At 51.8% G+C, this 13,877-nt stretch carries 18 protein-coding genes; 11 read left to right on the top strand and 7 right to left on the bottom strand.

The window, feature by feature from the left end:
- Positions 1 to 241: 241 nt before the first annotated feature.
- From AC1DF0_RS15790 to AC1DF0_RS15780, 3 genes are all read left to right on the top strand, one after another.
- Positions 242 to 1,354: a slipin family protein gene (locus tag AC1DF0_RS15790; protein WP_477574562.1), complete on the top strand. Its 1,113-nt coding sequence runs from the start codon at positions 242 to 244 to the stop codon at positions 1,352 to 1,354.
- Positions 1,355 to 1,485: 131 nt separating this feature from the next.
- Positions 1,486 to 2,127, top strand: a complete 642-nt coding sequence (locus tag AC1DF0_RS15785; RefSeq protein ID WP_477574561.1) for an SLOG family protein — start codon at positions 1,486 to 1,488, stop codon at positions 2,125 to 2,127.
- Entirely contained in the window at positions 2,121 to 2,792 is a 672-nt protein-coding gene (locus AC1DF0_RS15780) for a DNA alkylation repair protein (protein WP_477574560.1), read from the top strand. The genes AC1DF0_RS15785 and AC1DF0_RS15780 overlap by 7 nt, the downstream gene beginning before the upstream one ends.
- 61 nt (positions 2,793 to 2,853) lie before the next feature.
- Here the strand turns inward: AC1DF0_RS15780 and AC1DF0_RS15775 are convergent, their stop codons facing one another.
- Positions 2,854 to 5,592 (bottom strand): Ig-like domain-containing protein, encoded by a 2,739-nt coding sequence (locus tag AC1DF0_RS15775; protein ID WP_477574559.1) that lies wholly within the window; start codon positions 5,590 to 5,592, stop codon positions 2,854 to 2,856.
- A gap of 309 nt (positions 5,593 to 5,901) precedes the next feature.
- Between AC1DF0_RS15775 and AC1DF0_RS15770 the strand changes: the two genes are divergently transcribed.
- Positions 5,902 to 6,147, top strand: coding sequence for a hypothetical protein (locus AC1DF0_RS15770; protein ID WP_442050568.1), 246 nt, complete (start codon positions 5,902 to 5,904; stop codon positions 6,145 to 6,147).
- 317 nt (positions 6,148 to 6,464) lie between these two features.
- Here AC1DF0_RS15770 and AC1DF0_RS15765 read toward each other — a convergent pair whose 3' ends face one another.
- The 5 genes from AC1DF0_RS15765 to AC1DF0_RS15745 all read right to left on the bottom strand — a co-directional run bounded on the left by AC1DF0_RS15765 (position 6,465) and on the right by AC1DF0_RS15745 (position 10,114).
- Positions 6,465 to 6,869, bottom strand: coding sequence for a DUF350 domain-containing protein (locus tag AC1DF0_RS15765; RefSeq protein ID WP_442050567.1), 405 nt, complete (start codon positions 6,867 to 6,869; stop codon positions 6,465 to 6,467).
- A 106-nt stretch (positions 6,870 to 6,975) separates the two neighbouring features.
- Entirely contained in the window at positions 6,976 to 8,295 is a 1,320-nt protein-coding gene (locus AC1DF0_RS15760; protein ID WP_477574558.1) for a glutathionylspermidine synthase family protein, read from the bottom strand.
- 4 nt (positions 8,296 to 8,299) lie between these two features.
- Complete coding sequence (locus tag AC1DF0_RS15755) at positions 8,300 to 8,605, bottom strand: hypothetical protein (protein WP_442050565.1); 306 nt, start codon at positions 8,603 to 8,605, stop codon at positions 8,300 to 8,302.
- On the bottom strand, positions 8,606 to 9,088 hold the full coding sequence (locus AC1DF0_RS15750) for a hypothetical protein (RefSeq protein ID WP_477574557.1): 483 nt from the start codon (positions 9,086 to 9,088) through the stop codon (positions 8,606 to 8,608).
- A 3-nt stretch (positions 9,089 to 9,091) separates the two neighbouring features.
- A complete protein-coding gene (locus tag AC1DF0_RS15745) occupies positions 9,092 to 10,114 on the bottom strand; it encodes a potassium channel family protein (protein ID WP_477574556.1) in 1,023 nt (340 codons plus the stop codon).
- A 154-nt stretch (positions 10,115 to 10,268) separates the two neighbouring features.
- On the opposite strand from AC1DF0_RS15745, the gene AC1DF0_RS15740 reads away from it, so the two are divergent.
- The 3 genes from AC1DF0_RS15740 (at position 10,269) to AC1DF0_RS15730 (ending at position 11,718) form a co-directional block, all read left to right on the top strand.
- Positions 10,269 to 10,661 carry a phage holin family protein gene (locus AC1DF0_RS15740; RefSeq protein WP_442050562.1) on the top strand — a complete coding sequence of 131 codons (393 nt, stop codon included), beginning with the start codon at positions 10,269 to 10,271 and terminating at the stop codon, positions 10,659 to 10,661.
- 130 nt (positions 10,662 to 10,791) lie between these two features.
- Positions 10,792 to 11,193, top strand: coding sequence for a YhjD family protein (locus AC1DF0_RS15735; RefSeq protein WP_337103728.1), 402 nt, complete (start codon positions 10,792 to 10,794; stop codon positions 11,191 to 11,193).
- A gap of 135 nt (positions 11,194 to 11,328) precedes the next feature.
- Entirely contained in the window at positions 11,329 to 11,718 is a 390-nt protein-coding gene (locus AC1DF0_RS15730; protein ID WP_442050561.1) for a cupredoxin domain-containing protein, read from the top strand.
- Positions 11,719 to 11,777: 59 nt separating this feature from the next.
- On the opposite strand, the gene AC1DF0_RS15725 is transcribed toward AC1DF0_RS15730, so the two are convergent.
- Positions 11,778 to 12,041, bottom strand: coding sequence for a hypothetical protein (locus AC1DF0_RS15725; RefSeq protein ID WP_477574555.1), 264 nt, complete (start codon positions 12,039 to 12,041; stop codon positions 11,778 to 11,780).
- A gap of 152 nt (positions 12,042 to 12,193) precedes the next feature.
- Here AC1DF0_RS15725 and AC1DF0_RS15720 point away from each other — a divergent pair, with 152 nt between their 5' ends.
- From AC1DF0_RS15720 to AC1DF0_RS15705, 4 genes are all read left to right on the top strand, one after another.
- Positions 12,194 to 12,481 (top strand): Dabb family protein, encoded by a 288-nt coding sequence (locus AC1DF0_RS15720; protein WP_337103725.1) that lies wholly within the window; start codon positions 12,194 to 12,196, stop codon positions 12,479 to 12,481.
- A 19-nt stretch (positions 12,482 to 12,500) separates the two neighbouring features.
- Entirely contained in the window at positions 12,501 to 12,626 is a 126-nt protein-coding gene (locus AC1DF0_RS15715; RefSeq protein ID WP_475821368.1) for a hypothetical protein, read from the top strand.
- A 16-nt stretch (positions 12,627 to 12,642) separates the two neighbouring features.
- Complete coding sequence (locus AC1DF0_RS15710) at positions 12,643 to 13,062, top strand: DUF86 domain-containing protein (protein ID WP_442050558.1); 420 nt, start codon at positions 12,643 to 12,645, stop codon at positions 13,060 to 13,062.
- A 95-nt stretch (positions 13,063 to 13,157) separates the two neighbouring features.
- Positions 13,158 to 13,823 (top strand): helix-turn-helix transcriptional regulator, encoded by a 666-nt coding sequence (locus tag AC1DF0_RS15705; RefSeq protein ID WP_477574554.1) that lies wholly within the window; start codon positions 13,158 to 13,160, stop codon positions 13,821 to 13,823.
- Positions 13,824 to 13,877: the final 54 nt, after the last annotated feature.

Genomic DNA, 13,877 nt, shown 5'->3' with positions numbered 1-13,877 from the left:
CGACTGAAGATGGACTAAGCAGCCGTGCGGATACCGCTTAAGGAACGCATGCTCCATCGCTCACGCCTGACATACCGCGGTGCAAGCGGCAAGCGAGCTTGTCGCCGCTTATGGATGACTGCGCGCATGAGGCACGCCGCCCTTCCTCTTAAGCCCGGTTCCGTCTCATCGACAGGAAAATTGCCGTCCAGGCCAGGTCACCCATCAACCGAAATGAAACGACATGTAAAGAGGTGTTGATATGTTTACTAAAGTAACGATCAAAGACGACGAGCGCGGCTTGCTGTTCAAGAAAGGCAGCTATGTGAAGCATTTGCCGCCAGGCGTCTATCGCTATACGAAGTTTTCCGAGGAGTCGATCGTCGTGCTGAATGCAGCGAAACGATTCGATGTGCCGAATAAAGATTTGAATCTTTTTTTGAAGGATGCGGAGCTGCTTTCGGAACTGACCGTCATTGACGTGCAAGACTATGAATACGCGCTCCATTACCGGGACGGCAAGTTCGTCTCGCTGTTAACGGCCGGCACATACGCATACTGGAATGTTCTGCATAAGCATACGTTCGTGACCGTTGACTTCCGAAATCCGGAGATAAGCTCCGATGTTAGCCTGATCGCCTTGAACAAGCTGCAGGGCTATTATCAAATGTCGGAGGTCGCAAACCATGAGACGGGCTTGCTGTTCTATAACAATATGCTTAAGCGGGAGCTCCGTCCGGGCAAATATTATTTTTGGAAAAGCCCAACGTCCGTGCTGGTGAAAACATTCGACCTGCGTCAGCAGCAGCTCGACATGACGGGCCAAGAGATAATGACGGAGGATAAGGTAACGCTTAGGCTTAACTTCGTCTGCCAATATAAGATTGTCGATCCGCTCAAGGCGTTCGCGATCAAGTCGTTCGAGGATCAAGTGTATATCCTGCTCCAGCTCATATTGCGAGAGTATGTCGGCACGATGAAGCTTGACGATCTGCTGCGCATGAAGCAGGAAATCGCGGCGTTCGTCCTATCGCGCCTGAACGAGAAGAGCGACAGCTATGGCGTGGAATTCGTATCGGCAGGTCTTAAGGATATTATCTTGCCAGGCGAGATTAAGGACATTCTTAACACGGTGCTGCTCGCGGAGAAGAAGGCGCAAGCCAACATCATTACCCGCCGCGAAGAAACGGCCTCGACTCGGAGCCTGCTGAACACGGCGAAGCTGATGGACGAGAACGTTACGCTGTACCGGCTCAAGGAGCTTGAGTTTCTGGAGAAAATATGCGAGAAGATCGGCACGATCTCGCTTACCGGCGGCGGCAACGTGTTGGAGCAGCTAGGCTCGCTGCTTAGCGTGAAGGGCGCGGACAAATGATGAAGCCCAGACGAAGAGGCTGTCTATCGGTGCTGTTGAACCGTTGTGACAGCCTCTTCGCATCGTTCCGCCTCATTATGATATAGTAGGGTAATAGAGAAACAGGCGACATACGAAGAAGGCGTGAATGTATGAAAAACTTGCTAGTAACGGGATACCGGGCGCATGAGCTGCAAATTTTCAACCAGAAGCATAAAGGGATCGGTTATATTCAGAAGGCGCTGACGAACAAGCTCATTCCTATTATCGAGGATGGACTGGAATGGGTCATTACGCCGGGTCAATACGGCGTTGATCTATGGGCGTGCGAAGCTGTCATTGCGCTCAAGGAGACGTATCCGCATCTGAAGCTGTCTATTATTGCGGCGTACAGCAATCCCGAGGAGAACTGGAAGGACGATAAGAAGGAGTACTTTCAGCAGTTGCTGAAGGGCGTCGACTACTATTCCTCCGTCAGCAATCAGCCTTATAGCGGCGTATGGCAACTGACGGCGAGAGATGATCTGCTATTCCGCAAAACCGACGGCATCCTGCTCGTCTATGACGACGATGCGGCCGAGGGAAGTCCGCGCTATATGAAGCAGAAGGCGCTCAAGAAACACGACGCTGACGGATACGGTTATTACACGTTAACCTCCGAGGAAATTCAGGATGCGGCGAATGAAGAGAGCTATTCGTTTATGGATGATGATCGAACCGCTACAATGGATGAAGATACCGGCGATCCGTATGGACCAAACGATAATGGACGAGGAGAGTTGCCGGAATGGTGAACAAATGCGCCGCGGCGTTTGAGGCTTGGCTGAGAGAGCATGCCGATCCGGAGCAGGCTGCGCCGATGGAGGCGTATATGCGCAATCAGTTTCTGTTTCTAGGCATTCGCAATCCAGAGCGGCAGGCGCTCACGCGCGAGTTCTGGAAAGCGAATCCGTTGCCGAAAGGGGACGAGCTGCGCGAGACGGCCCTTCAGCTGTGGAGCTTGCCGGAGCGCGAGTTTCATTATACGGCGATGAGTCTGCTGGAGAAATACGGGAAGCATGCAAGCGAGCGGCATATCGATGTGCTGGAAACGCTTGTGACGCAGCATTCCTGGTGGGATACGGTTGATTTCATCGCGTCCCATCTCATTGGCAGGCAGCTGTCGGCGTATCCGCAGCTAGTGACGGACTATCCCGATCGCTGGATAAAGGGCGACAATATGTGGCTGCGACGGTCGGCGATATTGTACCAGCTGAAATATAAGCATAGCACCGACTTCGACCGTTTGACGGACTATATCGAGCGCTGCAAGGACGACAGCGAGTTCTTCATCCGCAAGGCGATCGGCTGGGCGCTTCGCGAATATGCGAAGACGGATGCGGGAGCGGTGAGCCGCTACGTTGCGACAGCCGGTTTATCGCCGCTGAGCGAGAAGGAAGCGATGAAGCATTTGCGGTAGAAAAAAGCAGGCAGCCCCGAAGGTCGGTGAAGACCTTCGGGGCTGCCTGCTTTTTGTTAGATTAGCGCACGGTGTAGAAGATCGTCTCTACGACGGGCTGCTGGCCGTTCAGATCAAGCAGCGACTCTGCGCCTTGGGAGGAGAACTTAACGCCCACGACCGTACCGACAGAGGTCGTCGGCAGCTTAAGCGTGACGACGTTGCCTTGCAGCGTCGTTGTGGTCGGGCTCAGCTTCTTGCCGCTTGCCGTTACGATCTCGAAGGCGCCGGCAGGATTGCCTTTGACCGTTTCGCTCAGCGTAATATACAATCCCGTCGACCAACCGTCGACGGCTGTAATATACGGCCTGGCATTATCGCGATCGGAGCCGCTGAAATGAACGGCGGCATCTTGCTCGATGAGCTTGCCTTGGAGATCGGCGATATCCTCGTCGTCCGCCTCATAGGACAGCTTGTAGCTTCTGTCTTGGCGAAGCGGGCCTGCATTCTCGGCATTCAGATGAACAGTCACTTTCTGCCGGTCAGCTGACAGCTCGTAGAGCGCATAACCGTCGTCCGTAATGCGGACGTTTGTTTTATCCGATTCGTTGTAGAGCGAATAGACGTCGTTGTCCGCTCCTGTAACGGGCTCGCTGAATATAATTTCGAAATTGTATCGATCCTTCACGGTAACCCCTTGAATCGTGGGCGCTCCGTTCTGCTGGTCGATGCCTTGGAAGGAGACGACATACGGCGAGTCGCCCTGCTTCGTAACGAGGCCGTTCCAGCCGGCCGCATCCGTGACGCCGGAGACGAAGCTCATGCGGTAGGTTTTGCCGTTAGCTAATCGATCGCCCAGGTTTAGCGTTACTTCGGTAACGATTCGATTGCGGTCGTTCAACTGGTCTCCGTTAATGCGCACCGAATCGTCTCTGTCGTTCGTCAGACGGAAGCTGTCGGCACTTACGTTTTTGACCGGCTCGCTGAAGTAGACGGTAACGGCAGTTGCGTTGACCGGTACGATTTTTGTCACATAAGGCGCGCCATTAGCCTCATCGATACCTGCGAAGCGCGCGCTGTTCGCGTTGTTTGCCGTTTCGAGACCCGGCAGTCCAGTCACCTTCGCCACGTAGACGTGGCCTTGCTTGAACAAGGAAGGATTGCCGTTATCTCTCGTTGCGAATTGGACGCGGATGATCGTGTCGTCACCTGGCTTTAGCGACGTATAGACGCGCCAGCCGGACATCGATACGGTATTACCGTTATCCGTCACGATGTCGATGTCGATGGAGCTTAAGGAAATGCCGGCAAGCGAGCGGGTGAAATCGACTTCAACGGTGTTCTCGTTCAAGGCGATGATTGATTGCAGGCTGACCGCAGGCGATTCGTAGCTGCCTTCTCCAGCGAAGACGAGCTTCGTGTTCGCGGCGATGGCATTGCCTGCCTTATCTTTGACGCCATTGATCGTAAGCGTATATTTTTTGCCTCTCGTCTGATTCGTCGTCGTGAGCGTTACCGTCTTGTCATCTTCGTTGTAGGTTGCCCTTGTCGGATTGTCTAGTCCGCCGTCAATATCATAGTTGTCTTCGTCATTCGCTGTTCCGCTATCGAGCGCTTCGCTGAACGTAATAACGATCTTATTGCCCTGCTGCGTGAACTTGGTTACGGCCGGGGCAGTTCTGTCGACTACGGCGCCGAAGTACAGATCGCTGCGGGAATCCATCGTATTTCCGGCAAGGTCTTTAATATTTTTGACCGTCAGCGTATAGACTGTTCCGGACTCCTGCTTCTCGGTCGTGATCGTAACCTTCTTGCGGTCTGAAGACAGGTCGATGCCCGTAATATCGAGATTGTTGCTAAAACGGTAGTTGGACCAGTTCTCGGCGGAGCTTTCCGTAACCTGCTCGCTGAATACGAGCTCAATCTTCGCCTCGCTCGTGATTTTGCTGGATGTGATGCGCGGTTTAGTCGTATCTCTCGGCGGTTCTGGATCGCTCTCGTACACTTTGTAGCTCCAAGTATCGCCGTCGACGGTAAGCCGGTACGTCTTGCCGCTTGTTTGCTTGTCGGTCGTCAAGGTGACGAGCGTTCCGAAATCGCTTAGCGAAGCGCGTTGAATGCGGACATCTCTGCCGTAATCGTCTCTCAGCTTGAACTGGTCAAGCGATATTTCCTTGACGGACTTGCGAAGATCGACGAGCAGCACGTTGTTCGATATGGAGACGATTGAGTTCACCTCGAGCTTCTCGCGCTCCGGATCTTTGTCTGGATTCATATCGATATAGACGGAGTAAGCCGCCTGTACAAGCTGCGATCGCAATGCGTTCGTGCGGTAGTCGGATTGGGGCGTGATCCAGCCTTTGTTCAGCGCGACGCCGACATCGCGTTTCGCCCATGCGGAGACGCTGCCGTATACGGTGTTGGAAGCATCGCCGGATGCGCCGTAGCCGCGTACGAGAACAGCTGCCAGTTGTTCAATGGTTACGTTCGACGTTGGCGAGAACTTTCCTTTGCCGACGCCTTGCATAAGGCCTGCTCTGGATACGGCTTGTATTTCGCCATAAGACCATCTTGTCTTAAGTACGTCGGTATAAATCGCTTTGGATGAGTCCTCGGTCAGATCCCACAGTCTTAACAGCACAGTCGCGAATTGCTCACGCGTCATGGTCGTATAGAGCTGCGAGCTTCCGTCTGCAAAGCCGGTGAATATGCCTTCATTGACTAAGAATCGGTACTTCTCCTCCGTGCTTAAATCATCGGCTGCCGTAGCGGCAGCAGGCATGACTGCAAACAACAAAATGGCGGACAGTAGAACTAACAATAATTTTCGGATAGCTCATTCCTCCTTTAAAATAGCTGCAGCGTACGTTTCCACCTATTGGCTTAAATTCCTTGATTAGTCTCTAAAACGAAGGAATGATACAAAATGTTTCAAGCAATAGATGGCAACGCAAACTTTTTTTTGCATGCCGGCGGACGCCCTCTGCTCCTTGCGCTTGAAACTATATGTATTCATCCTGGAGTCGATTCATTACGGCATCGTTCGCGCTCTGCGCGCCTCTTTCGCAAAATGCGCCGGCAGCATATAATGATAGAGAGCACGTATATTTAAGCCTAGGAGGCAATGACAATGGCTATAAGCAAAGCAAGGAAAGCTAGAGAGAAGATGGCTAAGCAAGGACGTATCGCGCCTGATCTGCTCAGAGGAAGCTGGCAGGGGGTTAACCCGTTGACCAAACGAAGCGAGACATTGAAGGAGAAACAGCATAAGCTGCAAAGCAAACATAAGAGGAATCTCGCCGGGTACAGCGATGATTCCTTTTATTTTTGGCGGGCTATATGTCATGAACGGGTAGGGAGCAAGCAGTCAGGATGAGAAATGCATCTTATATCCGATAAAAGTGGCATTGGCGGATGATAGGCCGAGAAACCAGGCTTATTATTGAAGGAAGGAGGCGGGAATGTCTATCCGAACAAGAGGTTGGACGAAATAGGATGTATTGTTCGGCTTATGAGGAGCCATTGTTGGTGTTTGGCTGACAATAGGCTGGGAAATTCGGCTTATGCTGGAGGAAGCAGGCGGGTGGAGAAGCTGCAATTGGGCAAGAGGGGCGCGGGGGAGAGATAGCTGGAGAAAACACCGGCCCTCTCGCATGTAGAGGTGTTGGTGATTCTCCAGCTGCTTTAAGCCGGTTACATCAGGAACGTGCCGATGACGATCGATACGCCGATGATGATCGAGCGCAGCAGCTGCGCGACGGCCATATTGCCCTGAGCAATCTGATCGCATACTTTGAAGCGCGGCGTCAGGAAGTCGAAGATGATATAAACGAGACAAAGAATGACGATGCCGATACCCGACCAAATGAGCATCGATACCCAAGAGTCCGAGCTGAAAGAAACCATGCCGACGATAATGCAGAGGCCGAGAAGCTTACTGCCCATGTACAAGCCGGCCGCTTCGTTGCCCTTCTCAATTTCCTTGGCATCGTCGTAGCGCGTCAGCTTGCTGAATACGAATGCGCCAACGACGAGAATAACAAAAATAATAACGAGTCCGATACCGACGTTACCCGCATTTTCCAAAAAATCATTCATCGTTAAAACCTCCTTAAAGTTTTGCGAAGCAAAACTGCTTCGTAAGCATCATCTTAGATATGTAAAACAAATCTGCTTCTAACCGTAACTCCGCTCCGATATCGACCTACTCGTCCTGCTGCACGACGGCGGGGCAGAAGTAAGCCATATCGCCGGTAATGATGCCGCCGATACGCGGCAACAGGCCCGCGAAGCGTCCGCCTATGACATATGCGCCTGTAAGCAGATAGCCTTCGTATATTCCGGTCTCTGTCTGTACGGAGGCATTCTCCATCGGGACACGCTGCTGATACACCTTCGGCTGCCCGCTGTAATATTGCTTTGTTTCGTCGGCTTCCTCTGCATCCTCCTGATTGCCCCACTCATCTTGTTCCATCAATCCGTCCGCGCCGTACAGCGCCGTTCCTTTGCCTTCGCGCCCCCAGTAGCCTTTGGCCACGAAGGGAATATGCTCCTGCAAGAAGACGGTGTTCTCAAAATAGGTAGGAAGCAGGTAGGCGCGAATCGCCTCAAGCTCACCGGCGTCAAACAGCGGATGTCCCAGAACGTCGCACGACAGCTCGTTCCTTTCATACAAAGCCCAGATCAGCGCCATAAAACCTTTGCTTTGCGTAATCGCGCTTTGCGGCGGATTGATTAGACCGAGCTTCCCTTCCGCAACGAGCTCAATCAAGGCTTCGCCGACCTTGAATCCGCTGTCTGCGTCGGTATCATGGATCAAATATTCAAGCGGATACAGCCGGTACAAAATACCGATACGTTTGCCGTCGGCGTATAGGCCGTCTCCAGGAATAATCTCAAGCTGATCGAGCGGTACATAGATCGCTTCATTACCAAGCTCTTGGATGACGTCCACCACATATTCGGTATTGCATTTGTCCTCCAGATGCCAATCATAGCTGCTGCAGGCGATGATGCCGTCCAGTCCCGCTTCGCGATAATGGCGGATCAACCCGCCGAAGGCTTCCAGCATGCAATCGCGCATTCCCGTCGCGGCCGAGCGGTAAGGCGTATAGCGACCGGCAACGATGTTGCCAAGATAAGCAGCTTCCGGTACGCCCGACGGCGTATCGGTATTGTTCTCGATACATTTCATACCGTCAGCGCTTAGGATCCAATCTTGTCTGGAGAGTCCATGTGCAGGCGTCTCAATTCGCGCTGTATCGACCAAAGAAGGGTGAATGCCCAGTTGCACCGATAAAAACTGGTCCGGCAGGCAGCGCTGGGCGAACCGAAGCGCTTTCCAATAAATGCGGTCCACAAGCTCGGAAGCGTTTCGAAGTTCCTCGTATTCATCGCGCGCATACAAGGTTACGGAAGGGAGGCAATATTGCTTGCCGTACATCCGGTGATAAGGAAGGCGCTCTGCAAGCTCGCCTTGGAACAGCTCTTCCGCCGTAAGGCCCAGCGGGATAACTCGCTGCATGGCGTTATCCTCCGCTGCTGAAGCCGGAGCTGCCGAACCCTTTGGAGGAGCTGGTGCTGGACTTGATGCTGGACGATTTTTTTATTTTTTTGCCGCTGCCTATAACCGTAGTGCCGTCATCGTCGCAATAATTGTTGTTGTTGAAATCATCGCAATCGTAGCTGCTTGCGGTATTGCAGCCGCTTAACGCGACTGGAACGGTAAGCATGAGGGCGAAGGCGAGCGCCTTCTGGCTGTTCGATCGCCATTTCGCAGGACGGGAAGGCTCGCTGCTCTGCGAGGCCATCTTCATTATGTGCTCGTCTTTCATTTACAGATTGACTCCTTTCAAAAATACGACGATTTTGCTGCGGTCCATATCATAAATGGTATACACCGTTTCGTAGGTGCTCCGCTCTGAGACAATGTAATGGTCCAGTAGCAACTGTGCGAAGTCTAGCTGACCGGCCAGCGGCCTCATTGCGAGCACGCATGGGTTGAACCGATAGCCGTTCCATAGCAGAAACTCAGCTTCCAGATAAGGAGAAACGCTGCAATTTTCGTAGAGAGCGGTTCGTATCGCCGTTCCATAGATGGAATCGTCGAATTCGCTGTACGGCTTCATATAAATAAGATGCTGCTGCCCGTCCTCGGATTCATTGGCCGTGTGCTCATACAGACCGTTGCGCACGGCGGTTGCGTTGACGAGCTTGCGGACGAATAGCTCCCCTTGCGATACGGTTGCTTCGGCAATCGTGCGCAGGACGCGTTGCTCGTATTCGGACCACTCCACATAGGATAGAGGGCTGGACATAAGTTAGGACCGCCTTTCGGATCGGATCTTCTGAATCGTATCTTCGTTGGAAATGACGAACAAGCGAGCGTCTGCCGGAATTGTCGTATCCAGCTTGCGGTTGATGCTCATATCCGTTCGGTCTGCGATAAGCGTCGCTCCTTGGCGAAGAAGCGCGGCGAAAGCGTCGCCATAAGTTTGCCAGGCAGGGTCAGGATTGATGTCGAATACGTCCTCGCCGTATTGCTTGCTCAGCAGCTGTGTGAACAGATCGACGCTGCCTTCCTTCAGGGCGGAGCGTACGGCGAGCCTCGATACGGCATCATGAGATAAAATAAAATCATTTACTTGTACGTGGCGGAAATTGAGAATATGCTTCTCAATCACGATTTCTACCGTCGTATGAACGGCCGGCGCCGCTTGCTCGATACTGGAGACGATCAAGAGCGACTTGCCGTCGATCAGCGATGCGTCGTCGATGCGCGGATCGGCGAAAATAATAGCGGAGCGGGCCGCATGAATATTCGCCATCGCCAGCACTTCGATCGAGGTTGGATCGCCGCTGACGAATTGCACGTTCGGCCGATCATAAGGATGTTTCTCAGCGTTATCGATAATGACAATATGTATGCCGGGTTCGGAGCTGAGCAGTTCTTCGATGGCTAGCTGCGCTTTTTTGCTCCAATTAATGACGATAATATGATTGCTTTCCTGCACCTTCAATGTGCCGCTCTCCCTTCTCCTATGGAAACTGGCGACCCCGTCGATGATTTTGCCGATCAACAAGCTCAGCAGCCCGATGCCGAATACGTATAGAAACATTGCGAGCACTTTGCCGGGCACCGTCTTCGGAAAATAATCGCCGTAGCCGACGGTCGGGACCGTCGTCATTACCCACCATACCGCATTAAACCACGTCCCGAACGTCTCGGGCTCGATCACATAAGCGAGAGCAGAGCTGATTGCCACGAGCGCCAGCGTAAGCGCGGCAATCAAATAATGGTTCAAACGCACGAGCTTGAAGGCAAGTTTCATTATGAGCTGCATCGTAGCCCCTCTTTCCTATTTCCTTCTCTATTAACGCAAAATAGGTTATGCCCGTTTCATAGATAGTAAGGGAATATTTGAGACTTGTCACGGACAACCTTGATGCCCGAAGCATAGTATATAGCAAATTTATTTGAATATGGGGTGACAAAATATGCCGTTAGTCTTACTATGCTCAATTTGCGGAATACTAGGATCGATCGTTACCTTTGCTTTTGGCTCATGGATTGAATCCCTTACTCTATTAGTAGTGGCGATGGGAGTTGATTATGTTACCGGCGTAACGGCATCGATCAAGGAAGGAAGAGGGCTTAACAGCGCATTCGGCGCTTGGGGGCTTGCACGCAAAGGGTTAATGCTGCTCGTTATTTTGCTTGCGCACCGCATCGATATTTTATTGGATTTGCATGATGTGACGATGGGTGCGGCAATCTACTTTTATATCGCGAACGAGCTCATATCCATAACGGAAAATTACGGCCGAATGGGGCTGCCGATGCCTGATCGCCTGCGCGAGCTTATCGAGGTGCTTAAGCGTAAGAAATAAGCGCCTTGGCGGACAGGGCTAAGGCTGCGATTGGCAGCAGGAAGTTTTTTCTCTATTGCATGAACAAGCTGTCATTGGATATAATGAGAACAGATGTTCTTATCATGCGGCTGTGCAAGGAGGGAAAGCTATGGCCGTAAGCAAGGAAGAAGGACGCAGCGAGGCGAAGGCGGCTTCGCATCCACCCGTTCAGACCGACGAGGAGCTGGAGCTGGTGAAGCGGTATGAGCTGCTTGGCATCGTCATGCGGATATTGGATCATGACATTCGGGTGATCGGGACGGCCTCGATCAAGCTGCCAAGGCTCTATGAGTCGATGCTGCGCGGGGTGCAGGATCGGGTGTTGCTCGATTTGTCCGCCATTAGGCGGCAATTCCGCGAAACCGGCATTAAAGTATATGAAGAGAAGCAGGAGGCGGACGGATTAAGCGCGCATTACATGTGCCGGGGCTACCATCACCGCTTCTTCATGCTGTGGGGCTTCGTGAAGGCCGAGTCCGAAAGGGTACTCAAGCAGTATTTGTCACGTTAATTCACGAATTGTTCATGGTTTTGTCAAAAAAACAAAAAAACTTTTCCTCTTTGCTCAGTTTAAGGTTGAGAACTTCGGACGATCTTATGTAATATAAGAGGTAGACATTATGATCGCAAAGGGGAGCACGTAGCAATGCACAAATGGATTATGTTCGTACTTTTTACAGCGGCGTCGTTGCTGGGCGTTTATATGCTCACATTCGGCTTGCCGGCTAAGCCTGTTGACGAGGCTGCCTCGTTGCCAGAAGGCGTATCGCTTCTGAAGCTTGTGGCATCGAATGACTTCACGTTCGACCAAGAAACGTACACGGTGAAGGTTGGCGACAAAGTTAAGATGAAGCTTGAGAATAAGAGCGGCATTCACGGCGTTCACATTAAAGATCTGCAAGTTGAGCTTGACAACGACCACCCGGAAACAGACCTAGAGTTCGATAAGCCGGGCGAATATTTGATCGAATGCTCGATCCCTTGCGGACAAGGTCATACGACAATGCATGCGAAGCTGGTAGTAGAAGCTGCATAAGCAGCTAATGCGATAATGAACAATGGAAAAGGAGCCGAAAGGCTCCTTTTTCAAAGTTATTAGCTTGCACTGCGGCGACGGCCGCTTTCTCGGCCCGAGAAGATGATCTTGTCGGCGATAAAGCCGAGCAAAGCCCAAGTCAGCACCGTCAAGACGTACATAAGCAGGACGCTCACCTCATGAATATCGACGAGTAAATCGACGACCCATGCCGGTGGGCTGAACATAAAGAAGATCATGTTGTGCGGGTCGTAGCCCGTGTAATTGAACAGGCAGATCGCAAGTCCGATCAGCGTTGCCGCTAAAGTAACGGGATAGCGCATTCTAGTATCAAGCTCCTTCGCCGTAAAGTTGCAGAGATTGCCCTTATACGGATGCATAGGGTATGATGTGTCTTAGGTTATTATGCGACAAATGATTCGATGTCATGCGAATGCGAACCCATTCAGAGCAGCAATTAGAGGAGGAACAGCCGATGCTTACACACATCGTTTTTTTCAAACTAAAGGACGGAAGCGCTGAGAACGTAGCTAACACTGCACAGGTGCTAAGAGATATGGAAGGCAAGATCGAGGTGCTTAAGTCGATTGAGGTTGGTATTGACGTCCTTCATTCGGAGAGATCGTACCACATTGCCTTAATTACGAAATTCGACTCCTTGGAGGCGCTTGACGAATACCAAGTGCATCCTGTCCATAAAAAAGTAATCGAGCATATGACGCAAGTGCGCGAAGCTTCCGTCAGCATCGACTTCATAAGCTGAAAGGCGGGCTGTACGTAACATGGAAGAACAGATCAGCATGGGCGATGTATATGAAATTATGACTTATTTGCTCGTTATTATATTGAGCAGCATTATTATGGTGGCATGGCTTAAACGGAAAGCAAAGAAAAAAAAGCAAGGCTGAAGGCAGGCGACGACAATTGTATTATGTAAATCGCGAGCAAATTGAGGTCAGGCTGCAAGCAGTGCCCGAGATCGCAGCGGCACTGCATGACGTTGCATCGAACTGGCAAGCGACATTATTGCAGGGACTTGCGCAGGAGCGCGCGCTGCATCTGGCAATCGAGACGGTAACGGATGTTGGAAGCTATCTGATTGACGGTTTTATTATGCGCGATGCGAGCAGTTATGAGGATATTATAGAGATTACGGGCGAGGAAGGCGTTTTTCCGGCGGACATGCTGGGGACGTTAATTGAATTGGTCAGGCTTCGTCGGCCGCTCGTCCAAGAGTATTTCGTATGGCCGCGCAGCGAGCTGCATCCGTTGTCGGAGCGCATCGCGAAGCTGCTGCCGGAATATAAGTTAGCGGTGGAGCAATATTTGGATCGCGAGCTATAGCGTGTAAATTGTTGGCCGTTTGCATTTGTTAACACTTGCAAAACGGCCAATTTGCGTTACAATGACGCTAATAGATGTGCAAGGGCGGTGAAGGTTTGAAGCGCAACGATACGAATCGCGCAGCAAGACGGACAGTAGACAATAACAATGACACTTCAACGCGAGAGCGTCTATTGCTGCTGCTTCGGACGAAGGGACGGATGAGTGCTGGCGAGCTGTCGGTGGAGGTTGGGCTGACGGAAATGGCGATACGCCGCCATATGTACGCCCTTGAGACGGAAGGCAGCATTCATATTGTCTCCGTACGTCAAGCGATGGGCAGGCCGCTGCACGCATATGAACTGACGAGGCAAGCCGATGAGCTGTTTCCGAAAAATTATCACCTGCTCGCTCTCGATTTGCTCGATGAGTTGGCTGATAACCCGGATACGGCTGGGCTCATTGATGTGATGTTCGAAGGCAGGAAGCAGAAGCTGCTTGAGAGGTATGAGCCGAAGATGGCAGGAAAGAGTCTCGAGCATCGGGTTATCGAGCTAGCGGCCATTCAAAGCGCCGGAGGGTATATGGCGGAGCTGGAGCCGCAGGGTAACGGAGCGTATATGCTTAATGAATATAATTGCCCGATTGCGAAGGTGGCAGGCAAGTATCAGCAAGCGTGCAGTTGCGAGCTTGCGTTGTTCCAAGCGCTGCTGGATGCGCCTGTCGAGCGAACGGAATGTTTGGCTAAGGGCGGCGGCAAGTGCAGTTATAAGATTGGCTAAAGTTAAGTGTAGAATAAGAGGTCGTTCTTTGGAATCGTGTGCGGATTCCAGGGA

The organism is Paenibacillus sp. 05T425 (assembly GCF_056396205.1).
The sequence above is the reverse complement of the archived record's forward strand: the minus strand, read 5'-3'. Positions and strand labels throughout refer to the sequence as shown.

Excerpts from the sequence above, each read along its gene's own strand:
- AC1DF0_RS15790 (WP_477574562.1), top strand. The coding sequence starts at position 242 with ATGTTTACTAAAGTAACGATCAAAGACGACGAGCGCGGCTTGCTGTTC.
- AC1DF0_RS15785 (WP_477574561.1), top strand. The coding sequence starts at position 1,486 with ATGAAAAACTTGCTAGTAACGGGATACCGGGCGCATGAGCTGCAAATT.
- AC1DF0_RS15780 (WP_477574560.1), top strand. The coding sequence starts at position 2,121 with ATGGTGAACAAATGCGCCGCGGCGTTTGAGGCTTGGCTGAGAGAGCAT.
- AC1DF0_RS15770 (WP_442050568.1), top strand. The coding sequence starts at position 5,902 with ATGGCTATAAGCAAAGCAAGGAAAGCTAGAGAGAAGATGGCTAAGCAA.
- AC1DF0_RS15765 (WP_442050567.1), bottom strand. The coding sequence starts at position 6,869 with ATGAATGATTTTTTGGAAAATGCGGGTAACGTCGGTATCGGACTCGTT.
- AC1DF0_RS15760 (WP_477574558.1), bottom strand. The coding sequence starts at position 8,295 with ATGCAGCGAGTTATCCCGCTGGGCCTTACGGCGGAAGAGCTGTTCCAA.
- AC1DF0_RS15755 (WP_442050565.1), bottom strand. The coding sequence starts at position 8,605 with ATGAAAGACGAGCACATAATGAAGATGGCCTCGCAGAGCAGCGAGCCT.
- AC1DF0_RS15750 (WP_477574557.1), bottom strand. The coding sequence starts at position 9,088 with ATGTCCAGCCCTCTATCCTATGTGGAGTGGTCCGAATACGAGCAACGC.
- AC1DF0_RS15745 (WP_477574556.1), bottom strand. The coding sequence starts at position 10,114 with ATGCAGCTCATAATGAAACTTGCCTTCAAGCTCGTGCGTTTGAACCAT.
- AC1DF0_RS15740 (WP_442050562.1), top strand. The coding sequence starts at position 10,269 with ATGCCGTTAGTCTTACTATGCTCAATTTGCGGAATACTAGGATCGATC.
- AC1DF0_RS15735 (WP_337103728.1), top strand. The coding sequence starts at position 10,792 with ATGGCCGTAAGCAAGGAAGAAGGACGCAGCGAGGCGAAGGCGGCTTCG.
- AC1DF0_RS15730 (WP_442050561.1), top strand. The coding sequence starts at position 11,329 with ATGCACAAATGGATTATGTTCGTACTTTTTACAGCGGCGTCGTTGCTG.
- AC1DF0_RS15725 (WP_477574555.1), bottom strand. The coding sequence starts at position 12,041 with ATGCGCTATCCCGTTACTTTAGCGGCAACGCTGATCGGACTTGCGATC.
- AC1DF0_RS15720 (WP_337103725.1), top strand. The coding sequence starts at position 12,194 with ATGCTTACACACATCGTTTTTTTCAAACTAAAGGACGGAAGCGCTGAG.
- AC1DF0_RS15715 (WP_475821368.1), top strand. The coding sequence starts at position 12,501 with ATGGAAGAACAGATCAGCATGGGCGATGTATATGAAATTATGACTTAT.